This window comes from Microbispora bryophytorum, assembly GCF_006874465.1.
Lineage (GTDB): Bacteria > Actinomycetota > Actinomycetes > Streptosporangiales > Streptosporangiaceae > Microbispora > Microbispora bryophytorum.
Map to the genome: position 1 here is coordinate 1 of NZ_VIRL01000026.1, position 16,459 is coordinate 16,459.

Consider the following 16,459-nt stretch of genomic DNA (forward strand, 5'->3'; position numbering starts at 1 on the left):
GCCACGTCCGGTGAGTGCACACGAGCATCTCCCGGCCAAGGCCGACACATCCCGTTGAAGACCCGAAGTCAGTCAGAGTTTGAGTCAGACCCTGCCGGGAGGTGCTCACCTACATCATCTCTGTCAGAGTTCGAGGACGAGGCGGGGCGAGCGGGCCCGCGACACGCAGATGAACATGACGTCCCCGGCCTCGCGCTCCTCCTCCGTGAGCAGGTCGTCGCGGTGGTCGGGGACGCCCCCGAGCACCGCCGTCTCGCAGGTGCCGCAGGTGCCCTCGCGGCAGGACGACAGCACCGCGACCCCCGCCTCCTCGACCACCTCCAGGATCGAGCGGCCCTCCGGCACCGTCAGCGTCGTGCCGGTCAGGGCCAGCTCCACCTCGAAGGCGCCCTCCGCCGGACCGGCCGCCGTGCCCTCCGCCGCGTCTTCTGCCGTACCTTCTGCCGTGCCCGCGCCGCTCCTGGCCGACGGCACGAAGCGTTCGACCCGCAGTGCTCCCTTCGGCCAGGAGGCGCACCGCTCCTGCGCCGCCGCCAGCAGCGGCTCGGGTCCGCAGCAGTAGACGAGGGTGTCCGCACGCGGGACGCCGAGCAGCGCGTCCAGGTCGAGCAGACCCGTCTCGTCCTGCGGGCACAGTTCCACCCGGCCCGGGTGCTGCCGCGCGAGCCGCTCGGCGAACGCCATCGAGGCGCGGGTGCGCCCGCCGTACACCAGCCGCCAGTCGCACCCGCGCCGCGCCGCCTCCTCGATCATCGGCAGGATCGGCGTGACGCCGATGCCGCCGGCGACGAACAGGTAGCGGGGTGACTCGGCGAGGCCGAAGCGGTTGCGGGGACCGCGCACCCGGATCGTGTCGCCCTCGGCGAGCCGGTCGTGCACGTACGCCGAGCCGCCTCGCCCGCCGGGCTCCCGCAGCACCGCCACCTGGAAGACCGAGGGGTCGCCGGGGTCGCCGCACAGCGAGTACTGCCTGACCAGTCCCGGGCCGAGCAGCAGGTCGACGTGTGCGCCCGGCGTCCAGACGGGCAGCGGGCCGCCGTCGGGGCGGACGAGACGCAGCAGGACGACGCCCTCGGCGACGGGCGCCTTACCCGCCACCTTCACGTCGAGCTCCGGTTCCGTGGCGGGCATGGTCGCCGAGGCTTCCTTTCTGGAGCAGGTCGCGTCAGATCAGGTCGCGTCAGATCAGGTACGTCAGATCTGGAGCAGGTCGCGTCAGACGAGCGCGGCGGCCGGGGCCGGGGAGTCCTGCGCCGCCGCGGGGCCGGGCAGGTGGCCCTCCGGGTGGCCGAGCAACCAGTCCCACAGGACCACCGGGTCCTCGAACTCGCGCTCCGCCCCGCAGAAGCAGGAGGCGTGCAGCCGGTCCGTCCCCGGCAGCCAGCGGATGCGGTAAACAGTGCGGCCGGCCCGCGCGCCGGAGTCCCGCGCGTTCATCGAACGGCGGTCTGCGCGGGCGCGGAGCCGGCCATCCGGGCGAGGAGGCGGCGAGCGGCCAGCCCGCCGGTGTCGATGTTCACCGACAGCTCCTGGTATCGGTCCGGCTCCGCGGCGATGACCTGCTCCAGCGTGTTGAGCGCGGTCACGTCCTGCAGGACGACGGTGCGGTTGCTGTCCCGCAGGAAGTCGGAGACCTTCTCGTCGTCGAGCGCGAAGTCGCGCGCCACCGCCCAGAAGTCGTAGGTGGAGTTCTCCGTCGACGGGGTGATCGCGTACACGACCTCGACGTGGAAGGCGTGCGAGTCCGTGCCGTCGTCGGCGGGCGGGGGCGACCCGACCGGGGCGATGCGGCTGTGCAGCAGATACAGGCACGGCGGGTGATACTCGATGTCCTGCCAGCGGGTGATCCGGCCCTTGATGCCGGTCGACTCGGCGTAGAACGGCGGGCAGGCCGCGTCGTCCATGTGGCGGCTGACGTAGACGACGCCCGCGTCCTCGTCGACCTCCGTCGTGATCGGGGTCTCGGCCACCTCGGGGGTGCCGATGTACCCGCCGTGCAGGTACGTCTCGTGGGAAAGGTCGAGGAGGTTGTCCACGAGCAGGCCGTACCGCGCGTTCAGCGGCTCCATCCCGCACACCGTGGCGTAGTCGGGCGAGACCAGCCAGGGAGCGCGCGGCGGCAGCACGTCGCCCGGCTCGCGGTCGCCGATCCACACCCAGACGAACGAGTCCTGCTCCACCACGGGGAAGGTGCGTAGCCGCGCGGTGCGCGGGATGCGCTGCTGGGCGGGCACGGCGACGCAGACGCCGTCCGGGCCGTAGGTGAAGCCGTGGTATCCGCAGACCACACGGTCGCCGACCAGGTGACTGGGCGACTCCGACAGGGGGAACCGGCGGTGCACGCAGCGGTCGGCCATCGCCACCGCCCGCCCGTCCTCGGTGCGGTAGAGCAGGATCGGCTCGTTCAGGATGGTGCGGCCGAGCTGACGCCGGCCCACCTCGTGGCCGTATGCGGCCACGTACCACTGGTTGCGCGCGAATTCGGTGACGATCACGGGTCACTCCTCGGGGCCGGCGGTAGGGGCCGCCTGCGCAGGTCGGGTTTGTGGATCTTACCGGAACCGGTCTTCGGCAGCGCGTCGACGACGTCGACGTAGGCCGGGATCTTGTACTTCGCGAGCCGGGGACGGAGGAAGTCGCGCAGCGCGCCGGGGGTGACGTCCGCACCGTCGCGCGGCACGACGAAGGCGCGGCCGACCTCACCCCACGTGTCGTCGGGCACCCCGACCACGGCGGCCTCCGCCACGGCCGGGTGCTCGAAGAGCACGCCCTCGACCTCCGCCGGGTAGACGTTCTCCCCGCCGGAGATGTACATGTCCTTCACCCGGTCGACGATGTGGAGGTGGCCCTCGTCGTCCAGGGTGGCGAGGTCGCCCGAGTGGAACCAGCCGCCCTCGGCCAGCGCGGCGGCGGTCGCCTCCGGGTCGCGCCAGTAGCCGGGGGTGACGTTGGGCCCCTGCACGAGCACCTCGCCCGGCTCGCCGGGCGCCACGGGGGTGAGGTCGGGCCGGACGACGCGCACGTTGGCGAAGAAGACCGGCACCCCGGCGGAGCCGACCTTGCGCACGCTCTCGCCCGCCTCCAGGAAGGTCGCGCCCGGCGAGGTCTCGGTCATCCCGTAGCCCTGGCAGAAGACCAGGCCCCGTTCCTGGTAGGCGCGGATCAACGCGACCGGGATGGCCGCTCCCCCGGACATGAGGGTGCGCAGCGAGGACAGGTCGGCGTCCGCCCACCGGGGCGAGCGCGCGAACGCGGCGAACATCGCGGTGACCCCGAACATCCAGGTGACCCGGTGCCTCTCGATGAGGTCGTAACACCGGTCGACGTCCCATGAGGGCATGATGACCGAGGTGCCGCCTTTGAGGAAGGTCGGCAGCAGGGTCTGGTTCAGCGCCGCGACGTGGAACAGCGGCGCGCTGATCAGCGTGACCTCGGTGCTCGTCACGTCCACACCGATCATGATGTGGAAGCAGTTCCACGTGAGGTTGGCGTGGCTGAGCATGGCGCCCTTGGGCCGTCCGGTGGTGCCGGAGGTGTAGAGGATGAGGGCGACGTCGTCGAGCGCGACCGGGGTGTCGATCGGCGTGGGATCGCCCTCCGCGAGCCAGGTCTCGTAGTGCCGCTCCCCCTCAGCCGGGGACTCCAGCGCCACCACCGTGCGCGGCCCCGACCGGTGCGGCCGGTCGCGCACCGCCGCCGCGCACTGCGCCGCGCATTCCGGGGCGTAGACGAGGACCGACGCGCCCGAGTGCTCAAGCATGTACGCGATCTCGGGCGCGGCCAGCCGGAAGTTCAGCGGGACGAAGATCCCGCCGAGGACGTGGGTGGCGAACATCGTCTCGGCGAAGGCGACGTGGTTGGGGCCGAGGTAGACCACCCGGTCCCCCGGCCGCACTCCCGCCTCACGCAGCCGCGACGCGAGCCTCGTCGTCCGCTCGTGGACCTCCGCGTAGCTGAGCGGCCGCTCCCCGTGGACGAACGCGGTGCGGTCCGGGCTCATCTGCGCCCGGCGCGCCGGCCAGCCTCCCAGTCCTGCGTTGCGCATCCGTGAGAACCCCCGTCAAGTGGTGGACGGTTTCGCCGTGCCGGCCGCACCCGTCTGGGGCGTCACCGCCGAGGCGACCGAGGTCAGGTCGTGCCGGCTGGTCTCCCGCAGAGCCAGCACGCAGACCACGGTCAGCAGGCAGGCGGCCGCGATGATCACTGAGATCGTCGTGGTCGCGCCGCCGCCCGACGACGCGTCGACCTGGGCGAACAGCAGCGGAGCCAGCCCGGCGCCGAGCCCGGCGATCTGGTAGCCGAGCGAGGCTCCCGTGTAGCGGCTCCGGGTGGTGAACAGCTCGGTGTACAACGCCGCGAGCGGGCCGTACATCAAGGGGTGGAGGACCGACTGTCCGAGCACGAGCGCAATGGTGAGCACAGCCGTGCTGCCGGAGTCAACCATCGGGAAGAGCACGAAGCCGAACACCGCCATGAGCACCGCGCCGGTCAGCACGACCGGGCGGCGTCCGACGCGGTCCGACAACGCCGACCATCCGACGATGCTCAGGACGGCCAGCGCGGACGACAGGGTGAGGCCGTTCAGCACGTCCTGCCGGGGGAAGCCGGCGCGCACGCCGTACGCGATGAGGTAGGTGGTGAGCGTGCCCTGGGCCACGAAGGCCGACAACCCGACGCCCACTCCGAGCAGGAGCGTCTTCGGGTGGTTGTGGAGCACGTCGAGCAGCGGCGCCTTCTGGCGGGAGGCCTCGGTCCTGGCGGCCTCGAACACCGGGGTCTCCTCGACCCGCAGCCGGACGAACAGGCCGACCACCAGCAGGACGATGCTGAGCAGGAACGGCACGCGCCAGCCCCAGCTCAGGAACGCCTCCTCCCCGAGGAGCGCCCCGGTGCCGGTCAGCGCCGCCGTGGACAGCACCATGCCGAAGGGCGCCCCGGCGTTGGTGAAGCTCGCCCACAGTCCCCGGCGGCTGGTCGCGTGCTCGGCCGACATCAGCACCGCGCCGCCCCACTCGCCGCCCACGGCGAGGCCCTGCAGGACCCGGAGCACGATGAGCGCGATGGGCGCGAGGCTGCCGATCTGCGCGTAGGTGGGGAGCAGGCCGATGAGGAAACTGGCGACGCCCATCAGGGTCATGGTCAGCACGAGCATGCGCTTGCGCCCAAGCCTGTCGCCGAAGTGGCCGAAGATCACCCCGCCGAGCGGCCTGGCCAGGTAGCCGGTGGCGAACGTGCCGAAGCTCGCGACCGTCGCCGTGAGCGGGTCGAGGGAGGAGAAGAAGACCTTGCTGAAGATCACGGCCGAGGCGGTCGCGTACAGCAGGAAGTCGTAGTACTCGATGACGCTGCCCACGAAGCTGGAGGTCACCGCGCGGCGGAGCTGAATCCGGTGGGGGGGTGCGACTGACAGGTTCGGCATGACCGAGCTCCTCGTCCGGGAGCGAGCTTAGACTCTCGCCTTCTCGTCCGGAGGTTAGGCAGATCCATAACGGAGGTCAATACTCTGCCCAAGATGGGTGCGGCAGGGCCGGTCCGGGCGCACGGCCGGACCACGACGAGGCCTCCGGACAGGACCAGGCCCGCCGGTGGCCTCGCTCACTTCTCCTCCTTGAGCGCGAGCAGGCCGATCAGGTCGTAGGCCACGTGGGAGGCCGCGATGGAGGTGATCTCGGCGTGGTCGTAGGCGGGCGCGACCTCCACGACGTCGGCGCCGACCAGGTCGGCCCCGGCGAGGCCCCGCAGGATCTCCAGCAGCTCCCGGCTGGTTAGTCCACCGGCCTCGGGAGTGCCGGTGCCGGGCGCGTGCGCCGGGTCGAGCACGTCGATGTCGATGGAGAGGTAGAGCGGGCGGCCTCCGACCCGCTGCCGCAGCGCGTCCGCGACCTCGTCCACACCACGGCGCAGCACATCGGCGCTGGTCACGATGCCGAACCCCAGCCGGCGGTCGTCACCGAGGTCCTTCTTGCCGTACAGCGGGCCGCGGGTGCCGACGTGGCACATCGCCTCGGTGTCGAGGATGCCCTCCTCGACCGCCCGGCGAAACGGCGTGCCGTGCGTGTACTCGGCCCCGAAGTAGGTGTCCCAGGTGTCGAGGTGGGCGTCGAAGTGCAGCAGCGCGACCGGGCCGTGCCGCCGGGCGGCCGCCCGCAGCAGCGGCAGCGCGATCGTGTGGTCGCCGCCGATCGTGACCAACCGGGTGCCGCCCTCCATCAGCCCGGAGGCGGCCTCATCGACGGTCTCGACCGCCTCGCGGATGTCGAACGGGTTGCACGCGATGTCGCCCGCGTCCGCCACCTGCATCCGCGCGAACGGCGAGACGTCCAGACCCGGGTTGTACGGCCGGAGCAGGCGGCTGGCCTCGCGGACGGCCGAGGGGCCGAACCGGGCGCCGGGGCGGTAGGAGACCCCACTGTCGAACGGCACGCCCACCACCGCCACATCGGCGTGCCCGACCTCGTCCAGCCGCGGCAGCCGCGCGAAGGTGGCCGGTCCGGCGAATCGCGGAACCCGTACGGAATCGACGGGCCCCCGGGGCAGGCTCATACCTGATCCTTTCTCTCCGCCGCGAAGCCGCGGTTCAGGGACCCATTGATCGACAGTCTGCACACAACCCAACTAAACCGGCAACGGGTGCAAAAACGAAGAGTCAGCGGCACCGGTCGGTGGATGAGAACAACCGCGGACGACCCGGCGGCCAGTGCCGCCGGGGCCAGGGCAAGGCGGGCGAGTCCTGCGCGCCGCACGTCTTCGAGCGTGGCCACCGGCGGCCGATCACGACCGGGTGCCGCCCGCACCACCCGTGCCACCGGGCTTTCCTGAAGGCGCGGTCCGGCATCGCGGATCGTTCGGGGGTGGGATATACACCCTGTACGCCGCACGCATGCTCGCGTTCCGACATGCCTTGCCGCGCTCGTCAGTAGAAGGAGAAAGGCATGAGCGCTTCACGCTCCGAGTTGTCCCGGCTTCGCCGGGCCGCCCCTTGCGAGGTACGGGTTCCTCCCGTCCCCGGCGAGCCGGCCTTCCTCTGGAGGATTCGGTGACCCTCGGCGGCGAAGACGACCAGACGGCGCCGTCACTGCGCCCACAGTCCCTGATGTTCAGCTTCCTCGGCATCTACGTGCTGCATCGCGACATCGCCGTCTACTCCGGGAGCGTCATCGACGTCTTCGCCCGCCTCGGCGTCTCCGAGGAGGCCGTACGGTCGACGCTCGCGCGGATGGTGAAGCGGAACCTGCTGGCACGGCATCGGCAGGGCCGGAAGGTGTATTTCGGGCTCACCTCGCATGCCGTGGAGGTGCTGGAGGACGGGCGCAAGCGGGTGTGGGAGACCGGCGCGGTGAATCGCGACTGGGACGGCACCTGGACGCTCGTCGGCTTCTCCATTCCGGACAGCCGCCGCAGCACCCGGCACGACCTGCGGTCGCGGCTCATCTGGAACGGCTTCGGCCTGCTGCAGAGCGGTCTGTGGATCGCGCCGGGCGTCAGGGATGTCACCGACGTCCTCGCCTCCCTCGATCTGGGCGACCACGTGACCGTGCTGACCGCCAGGGCGTTCACGCCGACCGAGGCGGCCGACCTCGTCGGGAAGGCGTTCGACATCGAGCAGATCGCCGCGCGCCACCGGGCGTTCCTCGCCCAGTGGGACGTCGCGCGGCCGCTCCCCGGCGCACCCGACGACCTCGCGCGGCAGCTGCTGCTGCACACCGACTGGCTACAGCTCGTCCGCCAGGATCCGCACCTGCCCGCCGAGCACCTGCCCCGGGACTGGCCGGCGATCCAGGCCGAGCAGACCTTCCAGACCCTCGCCCAGCGGTACGAGCAGCCCGCCGCCGAGCTGGCCGCCGCGGTCCTGGACACGCTGGCCGTCTGACGCCCGGCCGCGCCGCCCCCCGATGGATCGAAGCGGCGCGGCCGGGCGCGGCCGGAGCCGGTCAGCCGGTGGCGCAGGCCGCGCCGTTGAGGGAGAAACCGGCCGGTGCGGTGTTGCTGCCGCCGTAGGTGGCCTGGAAGCCGAAGTTCGTGCTGCCTCCGGCGGGGATGGCGGGGTTGTAGGAGACGTTACGCGCGGTGACCTGGGCGCCGGACTGGGTCACGCCGGCGTTCCACGCGTTGGTGACCTGCTGGTTGCCCGGCCACGTCCAGGTGACGGTCCAGCCGTTGACCGGCGTGGTGCCGGTGTTCGTGATCGTGACCTCCGCCGTGAAGCCGTTGTTCCACGAGTTGGGCCGGTAGGTGATCCGGCAGGATCCCTGCTGCGGATTCGACGGGCTCGCGGACGGACTCGCGGACGGGCTGACGCTGGGGCTGGGGCTGGCGCTCGGGCTCGCGGACGGACTCGGGGACGGGCTGACGCTGGGGCTCGCGCTCGGGCTCGCGGACGGACTGGCACTCGGGCTCGGGCTCGGGCTCGGGGACGGGCTGGCGGACGGGCTGGCGCTCGGGCTCGGACTCGGGCCGCTACCGGTGAGGCCGAAGAACTGGATGGCGACGGCCGCCATGCCGCTCATGGGGAGACTGTGGCCCGCGCCCTGGATGGTGTAGGCCTCGACCCGCACCGTTGCGGAGGAGTCGGCGTAGCGGCGACGGTTCCACCCGGCCTGCGGGGTGTCGCTGGAGGTCGGCGTCTGGCTCAGGCCGTGCACGTTCGTCCACTGCTTGATTTCCTCCTCCAGCTCCGAATAGGCCACGACGTTGTCGGAGGTGCCGTGCCACAGCTGCATCCGCGGCCAGGGGCCGTGATAGGAGGGGTTGGCGTTGCGGACCACGTCGCCCCACTGCTGGGCGGTCTTGCCGACGCACGGCGCGGAGTTGCCGCCGGGCTGGTAGGCGGCCTCGTTCGGGAAGCAGGTGAACGGCACTCCCATGAACGCGGCGCCCGCCTTGAACACCTCGGGATACAGGGCGAGCATGGCGTTGGTCATCATGGCGCCCGAGGAGGCGCCGGTCGCGAACACCCGGTTCGAGTCGCCGTGATACTGCTGCTCGACATAGGTCACCATCGACATCAGCGAGACCGGGTCGGTCTGGCCGCCGCGCACCTTGGACGCCTCGGACCAGTTGTCGAAGCAGTTGGCCTTCTTCGACGCCGACGGGTAGATCACGATGAAGCCGTACCGGTCGGCCAGCGACGCGAATTCGGTGGACGAGTAGAAGCCCGGCCCCGTGCCGCCGCACGTGTGCATGGCCAGCACGATCGCCGGGTTCTGCTGGGCGCTGTTCGGGACGTACACGTACATGCGCAGATTGCCGGGGTTGGCGCCGAAGTTGGTCACCTCGGTCAGCGTGGCCGCGGCGGCGGGGTGCGCGGACACCAGCACCGACGCCAGGGCCGCGGCGGCGCACAGCACCGCGGCGACGGCACCGGCGAGCGCCGCGAGTAATCGCCTCATCCGCTCCTCCTTTTCGATCAGTGGCGGTTCCTTCTTTTCTTTGTGCCTTTCCGCACACGCTCCAGAATCGCCGTCCGCTCAGATATCGTGACGTCAGCCGGTATAGAAGCGGTGTCGTCCCGCAGTCAAGGCATGACCGCGAGGGCCTCGGCGATCAAATAGGCGTTTCCGCTGAATATCAAGGTACTTGCTATCAAGTAACTTGATAGGAATCCGCGAAACTTACATCGTGATGATCGCGCGGTATGGTCGTCCGGTGACCGCCCGCCGCCCCCGCCCCGCCGCCCAGCCGGCCGCCTCCGGGGCACGCCTGAGCTACCTGGTGTTCCGCCTGGAGCGCCGCATCCGCGCCCGCCTGGACGACACGCTCGCCCGGCACGGCGTCACCACGACCGAATACATGGCGCTCAGCGAACTGCGCACGCGCGACGGGGCGTCGTCGGCGGAGCTGGCCCGCATCGCCTTCGTCACGCCGCAGGCGATGAACCTCGTCATCCGCGACCTGGAACGGCGCGGCCTGATCCGCCGCGACCCGCACCCGGAGGGCGGGCGCACACTGTGCGCCCGCCTCACCGCCGAGGGGGTGTCCGTGCTGCGGCGCTGCGACATCTCGCTCGACGACATCGAAGCGGTCATGCTCGCGAAGGTCGACGACACGACGCGTGAGACCCTCAGAGACGGCCTCACCGTGTGCGCCCGGGCCCTGCGTCCCGACGCGGACTGACGCGGACCGACGCGGACCGGCGAGGTCGTCAGAGCAGCCTGGTCATGAACACGCTGTGCGGATCGGGCCGGTAGTCGGCGAAGGGTTCGCAGTAGCCGAACCCGAACTTCTCATAAAGCCTTCTGGCGGGCAGGAAGAAGTCGGCCGAACCGGTCTCCAGGCTCAGCCGGGTGAAGCCCATCCGCCCGGCCTCGGCGAGGATGTGGCTCAGCAGCAGGGACGCGATCCCGCCGCGCTTGCGCGCCACAGCGGTGCGCATCGACTTCAGCTCGGCGTGCGCCGGGTCGAGCCTCTTGAGCGCGCCGCAGCCCACGACGGTGTCGCCGTCCATCACCGACCAGAACGTGACCTCGGGCGTGCGCAGGCCGTCGAGATCGAGGGCGTGCTTGCTCTCCAGCGGCGTGATGGACCGCATCTCCCGCACGTGTTCCCGCAGGAACTCGGCGATCCGCGGGCCGGACAGGTCGTCCACGACGATTCTCATCGCGCTCGTTCGTCCATCGGTGCTCGGTTCACATCGGTGCTCGATTCACATCGGCGCTCGGCGACATCGGTGTCGGTGCTCGGTATCTGTGGTCGGGGGGACCACGGCCGGACGCCACTCTAGCCGCCGGTGCGTCAGGCGAATCCGAAGCCCGGGGGCAGCGGCTCCCGCCGGAACAGGTGCGCGGGTACGGCGTCGGCGAGGGCCTGATATCCCGCCGGGTTCAGGTGCAGGTGGTCACCCACGTCGTACGCGGCGAGCAGCCGGCGGGGATCGGCCGGGTCGCGGGCGGCGCGGTCGAAGTCGATCATGGCGTCGAACCGGCGGCCGGCCCGGATCCATTGGTTGACCGCCTGCCGGGCCGCCTCCCGGCAGCCCTGCGCGTCGTCGTAGGAGGAGTTGCCGCCGAACGGCGTCAGCGTGGCCCCGTAGACACGGATGCCCCGGGCATGCGCCCGCGTGATGATCTGGTCGTAGGCGAAGACCAGGTCGTCGGCCACCTGCTTCTGCGCGGCCGGGGTCGCCTCGGCGGTGCCGATGTCGTTGACCCCCTCGAACAGGACCAGCCACGCCACGCCGCTGTGGGCGAGCACGTCGCGGTCCAGCCGGGCCAGCACGTTGGGGCCCAGGCCGTCGTTGAGCACCCGGTTGCCCCCGGCCGCCTGGTTGACCACCGCCACGCCGTCCATGCCGTGCCGGGACCGCAGGCGGTCGAGCAACCGGTCGGGCCAGCGATCGTTGCCGTTGGTGGTCGAGCCCCGGCCGTCGGACAGCGAGTCGCCCACCACCGCCACCGCGGCGACCGAAGGATCGGCCCACACCTCCACTCCGCTGAGGAAGTACCAGTGATCCACCGCGGTCGCACCGGGCAGGTCCTCCGCGTCGGCGTGGTCGCCGGGCAGCAGGTAGGAGGTGGTTCGCGAGCCCGGATGCGAGGTGATGCCCGCCGAGCGCTGCCCGTCGGCCAGATGGACCGTCACCGTCAGGTTCGACCCGGGCGCCGGCTCGACGTCCAGCGGGTCGGAGACCGCCTGCGCCCCTGCGGGGATCGTCAGCGACGGGCGCCCGTGGAAGGTCACCGGCCGCACCGTTCCCGGCTGGACCGCGCTCACCCCCGCCCGCCCCTCGGCCGGTGCCGCCACGGTCACCTTCGTGATGGGCAGCGCCGCGCCGCCGAAGGCGTTCGACACCCTCACCCGCATCCGCCACCCGCCCACCGAGACCCGGACCGTCTGGCGCAGCGTCGCGTTCGCGAGAACGAGGTCGTCCCGGAGGAACGGTGAAGGCGGCATGTTGTCCGGCTCCGTCAACTGCGGCATCGCCGTCCAGGTGGGGACCCAGTGCCCGTTCGCCTCCAGCACCACGGGCATCTCGGGCGTCTCCGGCATCATGGGCATCTCCGGCAGGGACATCGTGGGCCCCGCGGCATCTCGGGCACCACGGGCATCTCGGGCGCCACATCGGGCTGCGAAACCACGGGCTCCCCCGGCATGCCGTGGCGGTCCGGCGCCCTCACGGTATGCGCCGGCCGCGGAGGTCGGGCACGCCCGACTTGCGGAAGAAATAGGCGTTGACCTGGTCGCGCCACTCCTCCGCGCAGCGGACCTGCTCGTCGAGGAGCCGTTCGACCCGGGCGTGCAGGGACGGGTCGAACAGCCCTGCGGCCTCCTGCCATCGCCGTCTGGCCTCGACCGCCTCCTCGGCCCCCGCGAAATGCGTGTCGTAGATGTGCTGGATGACGGTCGATCCGCTGTGCAGCACGTGCCCGTACGGGACGTGGTGGAAGAACAGCAGCAGTTCGTCGGGGCACCGGTCGAGCGACTCGTACACCTGCGACCACGGCGGCGGATACTGGCCGGTGAAGCCGGTCCCGGTGGCGCGGGTGCGGTCCACGCCGACGCCGTCCCGGTCGGCGAAGTGATAGGTGCCCCACGGCGTGTACTCGTATCCGTCCACGTCGGGCCCGTAGTGGTGGCCGGGACGGACCATGAATCCGACACCCAGCGGCGCGGTGTACCGCTCGTAGGTGCGCCAGGAGCCGCCCATGATCGCATGCAGGGTGCGGCGCAACCGTTCGGTCTCCGCGGTCCCCGCAGGCTCCGCGTCCCCGTTCGCCGTCCCGGACGGCGTCGCCGGCGTGAAGGTGAGGTCGATCCACTCGTCGAGGATCGCCGCCGGGTCGGTCCCCGGCGTCCAGGCGAGCCTGCCGAAGGCGTACAGGTTGGCCTGGGCGAGCGGGTGGCCGGTCCAGTAGGGGTCGTCGCCCACGTTGGAGACCCCCACCAGATCGCCGCCGCCGACGAGCTCCGCCACGTCGGCCCCGCCGTCTCCCCAGGGGCGGAAGCCGAGCACCTCGCGCCACATCGGGGGGAGGTAGCAGACGTGCCGCTGCTGGCCGGTGTACTCCTGCGTCACCTGCAGTTCCACGGCCAGGCGGGTGGCGGGCATGGCCGCGATCACCGGCGACACCGGCTCGCGCACCTGGAAATCCACCGGGCCGTGCTTCACCTGCAGGATCACGTTGTCGCGGAACCGCCCGTCGAGCGGGGCGAAGTGGTCGTACGCGGCGCGGGCCCGGTCGGTGGACCGGTCGCGCCAGTCCTGCCGGTGGTTGTACACGAAGGCCCGCCAGTGGACGACCCCGCCGTACGGCTCCAGCGCCTCGGCCAGCAGGTTCGCGCCGTCGGCGTGGTCGCGCCCGTACGCGAACGGGCCGGGCTGCCCCTCGGAGTCGGCCTTCACGACGTAGCCGCCGAAGTCGGGGATCGCGTCGTACACCCGCTCGGTGACGCCCGCCCACCATTTCCGCACGTCCTCGTCGAGCGGGTCGGCGGTCGCCGGCCCCCCGAGGACGACGGGCGAGGCGAAGCTCACCGACAGGTGGACTCCGATCCCGTACGGCCGCAGCACGTCCGCGAGCGCGGCGACGTCGCCGAGCCGGTCGGTCAGCAGGTGGGCCTCGGTGGCGTGCACGTTGACGTTGTTCACGGAGATCGCGTTCACGCCGCACGCGGCCAGCAGCCGCCCGTAGGCCCGCACCCTGGCCAGGTCGCCGCGTGGCGCGCCGTCGCGCCAGAAGATCGACCCGCCCGCGTAGCCGCGTTCGACCTGGCCCATCACCGGATGGACGTCGACGTTGTCCCAGTGGTCGAGCATGCGCCGCCGCATCGCGGGCCGGTGATGCTCGGCCTGCCGCTCGCCGGCGAACGCCCGCTCACCGAGCCGCACGACGTGGAACAGGCCGTAGAGCAGCCCGGCGGGCTCGTCGGCGAGGACCACGGTGACGCCGTCGCGCCGCGCGAGTACGTATCCCTCGGCGCCGATCGCGGAGCCGGGCCGGACCTCGCCCGCGACGCCCGGCAGCGGTTCCGCGGTGGTGAGCGCGAGCACGAGGTCGTGCGGCCCGTCTCCGGCGCCCCGGCGCACGCGTCCGCCGTGCCGGGCACAGGCGTCCGCCACCTCGTCGTGCACGGTCCCGGCGAGGAGCCCGTCGCCGAGCACGAGCGTGCGGCGCGAGCCGATCGCCCGGAACGCCTCCGGCGGCAGCCACGCCGGATGGACAGGATCAGGAAGCGTCACGAGGCCTCTCCGGGGAATCGCCCTGCACGGTATCGCCCTGAACGGTGAACTTCTCCGTGACCTCGGCGATCAGCGACCGGCTGTTCAGCAGCAGCGCCGCCGCGAACACCGAGGCCAGCAGCGCCAGCGCGGCCTCGGAGCCGACCAGCGTGACGCCGGCCGCGACGACGAGCAGGCAGGCGTCGGCCAGCGCGACCCGGGGCGAGGAGAACAGGAAGTAGGCGGCCAGGCGGGCGACGTCTCTAGCCCGGAACGTGAACAGCGATGTGATCACGAGGGCGTTCGCGCCCCAGAGAGCCGCCGCCAGCGCGATGAGGACCAGCAGGATCGCCCACCACCCCGGGACGCCTGCGGCGCCGAAGTTCCCCAGCGTCGATCCGACGACGGTCAGCAACGCCAGCAACGGGATCCAGAGCTTCACCACCCCGCCGACGTTCATCCGGTAGCCGCGCCAGAACGCCGTCGCCGGGTGGAGATCCGCCAGGTCCAGCCGGCGGTGGTGCACCGCGTACAGCGCGGCCGACAGCGCCGGGCCGGCCGGCAGCGCGCAGACCGCGGCCAGCGGGACGTTGGCGGCGTCGTGGTCGAGCAGCACGAGCCCGGCCAGGCCGGGCACGGTGGTGGCCAGGACCAGGAGCTCGACCACGAGCAGGGTGTAGATCAGCGCGGAGGCGCGCGAGAGCGGTCCCTGACCGAAGCGCCGCATCGTCGTCTCGGTCACAGCGCGGATTCCTCACCCGAGACGAGCGGGTCCAGGCCGAGCAGGCGGCGGTCGTCCCACCTGTCCCCCCAGGGCGGGGTCTCGTCGGCCACCGGCGTGATCTCCAGCAGGGTGACCTCGTGGCGGTCGAGGGTGACGTCCAGGACGACCCTTCCGTCCTCGATCGGCAGGCTGCGATGGCTGCGGACCGGCTCCGCCGCCTCCCGCAGCGCGTCGAGCTGCCGTGGGCCGGGCGAGGCCGGGCGGCCCATCTCGCACCACGCCCTCCAGGCGTTGCCCTTCTCCTCGCTCACCGACGAGCGCAGCAGGAAGGCCCGGCCGGACGGGGAGCCGACCGGGACCGACAGCCGCACGGTGTGCCCGTCGGCGGGCGGGCCGCCGGTGACGTCCACCGGCGCCCAGGCCAGCGCGGTGACCCGGCCGGCGTCGTCCCGCGTGACCAGGTGATCCTCTCCGCGCGCCAGGATCTCCTCGCCCATTCGGGCCATGAAGGCGTACAGGTGGTAGGTCGGCTTCTTGATCTGACGGTGGGTCAGCAGGCCGAAGCCGCCGTGGAACAGCGACGTCGGCACCCCCGCCTCCTCGAACACGTCGCAGAAGGTCCAGTAGGAGAAGGAGTCGGCCAGGTCTCCCCCGGCGGCCAGCACCGGCGCGAGGTACGCGGCGTGGAACGCCGTGTCGTGGATCGGGTTGTCCGGCCGGTAGGAGGAGTTGAACTCGGTGATGTGCACGGGCAGGTCCGCCAGCGGGCCGCCCCGGAGCTGCCGCCGTGGGGTGGCGAACTGCTCCAGCAGCCGCGACGGCGGCGCCAGCGTCTGGTGCACGCCGAACGGCACGTGCTGGGCCGGGCCGGAGGTGTAGGCGTGCCGGCTGACGAAGTCGATCGGCACAGACCGTTCGACGACGAAGTCGGCGAAGCGCACCAGCCACTCGTCGGAGCCGGGAGAGATGGCCGGTCCGCCCACCTGCAGTGAGGCGTCCACGTCCTTGACGGTGTTCGCGGTCAGCTCGTACAGGCGGTGGTAGGCGGCCTCGTCGGCGTCGAGCCAGAACTCCTTGAGGTTGGGCTCGTTCCACACCTCGATGGGCCAGGTGCGCACCTGGTCGAGCCCGTACCGGCCGACCAGGTGCGTCACCGTGGCCCGCACCAGCGCGGCCCACTCCTGCCAGTCCCGGGGCGGGGTGACGTTGCCCCGCCACCAGAACACGGTCTGCTCGCCGGACGCGAGCCCGGAGGGCATGAAACCCAGCTCCAGGAACGGCTTGACGCCGAGGTCGAGGTAGGCGTCGATCACCTGGTCCACGTAGGTGAACGCGTGCCGCACGCGCCGGGTCCCCCCGTGCTCGTACGGCCGGTGGACGCCCACCCCGTCGCTCAGCAGCCCGTGCCCCCGGATGTGCCGGAAGCCGATCTCCCGCTGCACCAGCGCCAGCGACTCCTGGTAGTCCCGGCGCAGGGCCAGGTCGAACCGGCCGGTGCCGACGCAGAACCGCCAGGCGTCCGTCAGCCGGCTCGGGGTCTCGTGGACATCGGGGGCAGGGCTGGGCATCATCGTCCTTCG

14 protein-coding genes are annotated in these 16,459 nt (G+C 71.7%); 2 read left to right on the top strand and 12 right to left on the bottom strand.

Going from position 1 to position 16,459, the window contains the following annotated elements; all coding sequences use genetic code 11:
* Positions 1–123: 123 nt before the first annotated feature.
* The 6 genes from FLX07_RS32045 to speB all read right to left on the bottom strand — a co-directional run bounded on the left by FLX07_RS32045 (position 124) and on the right by speB (position 6,543).
* Positions 124–1,131 carry a PDR/VanB family oxidoreductase gene (locus FLX07_RS32045; protein WP_142575435.1) on the bottom strand — a complete coding sequence of 336 codons (1,008 nt, stop codon included), beginning with the start codon at positions 1,129–1,131 and terminating at the stop codon, positions 124–126.
* An 84-nt stretch (positions 1,132–1,215) separates the two neighbouring features.
* Positions 1,216–1,437 (bottom strand): hypothetical protein, encoded by a 222-nt coding sequence (locus FLX07_RS32050; RefSeq protein WP_142575436.1) that lies wholly within the window; start codon positions 1,435–1,437, stop codon positions 1,216–1,218.
* Entirely contained in the window at positions 1,434–2,495 is a 1,062-nt protein-coding gene (locus tag FLX07_RS32055; RefSeq protein WP_208762493.1) for an aromatic ring-hydroxylating oxygenase subunit alpha, read from the bottom strand. The genes FLX07_RS32050 and FLX07_RS32055 overlap by 4 nt, the downstream gene beginning before the upstream one ends.
* Positions 2,492–4,045, bottom strand: a complete 1,554-nt coding sequence (locus tag FLX07_RS32060) for an acyl-CoA synthetase (RefSeq protein ID WP_142575437.1) — start codon at positions 4,043–4,045, stop codon at positions 2,492–2,494. Before FLX07_RS32060 ends, FLX07_RS32055 begins: the two co-directional genes overlap by 4 nt.
* 15 nt (positions 4,046–4,060) lie before the next feature.
* Positions 4,061–5,419 (bottom strand): MFS transporter, encoded by a 1,359-nt coding sequence (locus tag FLX07_RS32065; RefSeq protein ID WP_142575438.1) that lies wholly within the window; start codon positions 5,417–5,419, stop codon positions 4,061–4,063.
* A gap of 176 nt (positions 5,420–5,595) precedes the next feature.
* Positions 5,596–6,543: an agmatinase gene (gene speB / locus FLX07_RS32070; RefSeq protein ID WP_142575439.1), complete on the bottom strand. Its 948-nt coding sequence runs from the start codon at positions 6,541–6,543 to the stop codon at positions 5,596–5,598.
* Positions 6,544–7,036: 493 nt separating this feature from the next.
* Between speB and FLX07_RS32075 the strand changes: the two genes are divergently transcribed.
* A complete protein-coding gene (locus tag FLX07_RS32075) occupies positions 7,037–7,870 on the top strand; it encodes a PaaX family transcriptional regulator (protein WP_229689934.1) in 834 nt (277 codons plus the stop codon).
* Between the two features lie 61 nt (positions 7,871–7,931).
* Here the strand turns inward: FLX07_RS32075 and FLX07_RS32080 are convergent, their stop codons facing one another.
* Complete coding sequence (locus FLX07_RS32080; RefSeq protein WP_142575440.1) at positions 7,932–9,389, bottom strand: extracellular catalytic domain type 1 short-chain-length polyhydroxyalkanoate depolymerase; 1,458 nt, start codon at positions 9,387–9,389, stop codon at positions 7,932–7,934.
* A 256-nt stretch (positions 9,390–9,645) separates the two neighbouring features.
* On the opposite strand from FLX07_RS32080, the gene FLX07_RS32085 reads away from it, so the two are divergent.
* Positions 9,646–10,113, top strand: a complete 468-nt coding sequence (locus FLX07_RS32085) for a MarR family winged helix-turn-helix transcriptional regulator (protein WP_142575441.1) — start codon at positions 9,646–9,648, stop codon at positions 10,111–10,113.
* Between the two features lie 28 nt (positions 10,114–10,141).
* Here FLX07_RS32085 and FLX07_RS32090 read toward each other — a convergent pair whose 3' ends face one another.
* The 5 genes from FLX07_RS32090 to FLX07_RS32110 form a co-directional block, all read right to left on the bottom strand.
* On the bottom strand, positions 10,142–10,597 hold the full coding sequence (locus FLX07_RS32090) for a GNAT family N-acetyltransferase (RefSeq protein ID WP_142575442.1): 456 nt from the start codon (positions 10,595–10,597) through the stop codon (positions 10,142–10,144).
* Between the two features lie 134 nt (positions 10,598–10,731).
* Positions 10,732–12,009 (bottom strand): SGNH/GDSL hydrolase family protein, encoded by a 1,278-nt coding sequence (locus FLX07_RS32095; protein WP_142575443.1) that lies wholly within the window; start codon positions 12,007–12,009, stop codon positions 10,732–10,734.
* Between the two features lie 100 nt (positions 12,010–12,109).
* Positions 12,110–14,176, bottom strand: coding sequence for an alpha-glucuronidase (locus FLX07_RS32100; protein ID WP_229689933.1), 2,067 nt, complete (start codon positions 14,174–14,176; stop codon positions 12,110–12,112).
* A complete protein-coding gene (locus FLX07_RS32105) occupies positions 14,163–14,897 on the bottom strand; it encodes a hypothetical protein (protein WP_229689932.1) in 735 nt (244 codons plus the stop codon). Before FLX07_RS32105 ends, FLX07_RS32100 begins: the two co-directional genes overlap by 14 nt.
* Positions 14,894–16,447 (bottom strand): GH39 family glycosyl hydrolase, encoded by a 1,554-nt coding sequence (locus FLX07_RS32110; RefSeq protein ID WP_142575445.1) that lies wholly within the window; start codon positions 16,445–16,447, stop codon positions 14,894–14,896. Before FLX07_RS32110 ends, FLX07_RS32105 begins: the two co-directional genes overlap by 4 nt.
* Between the last annotated feature and the right edge of the window lie 12 nt (positions 16,448–16,459).

Excerpts from the sequence above, each read along its gene's own strand:
- FLX07_RS32045 (WP_142575435.1), bottom strand. The coding sequence starts at position 1,131 with ATGCCCGCCACGGAACCGGAGCTCGACGTGAAGGTGGCGGGTAAGGCG.
- FLX07_RS32050 (WP_142575436.1), bottom strand. The coding sequence starts at position 1,437 with ATGAACGCGCGGGACTCCGGCGCGCGGGCCGGCCGCACTGTTTACCGC.
- FLX07_RS32060 (WP_142575437.1), bottom strand. The coding sequence starts at position 4,045 with ATGCGCAACGCAGGACTGGGAGGCTGGCCGGCGCGCCGGGCGCAGATG.
- FLX07_RS32065 (WP_142575438.1), bottom strand. The coding sequence starts at position 5,419 with ATGCCGAACCTGTCAGTCGCACCCCCCCACCGGATTCAGCTCCGCCGC.
- speB (WP_142575439.1), bottom strand. The coding sequence starts at position 6,543 with ATGAGCCTGCCCCGGGGGCCCGTCGATTCCGTACGGGTTCCGCGATTC.
- FLX07_RS32080 (WP_142575440.1), bottom strand. The coding sequence starts at position 9,389 with ATGAGGCGATTACTCGCGGCGCTCGCCGGTGCCGTCGCCGCGGTGCTG.
- FLX07_RS32090 (WP_142575442.1), bottom strand. The coding sequence starts at position 10,597 with ATGAGAATCGTCGTGGACGACCTGTCCGGCCCGCGGATCGCCGAGTTC.
- FLX07_RS32095 (WP_142575443.1), bottom strand. The coding sequence starts at position 12,009 with ATGTCCCTGCCGGAGATGCCCATGATGCCGGAGACGCCCGAGATGCCC.
- FLX07_RS32110 (WP_142575445.1), bottom strand. The coding sequence starts at position 16,447 with ATGCCCAGCCCTGCCCCCGATGTCCACGAGACCCCGAGCCGGCTGACG.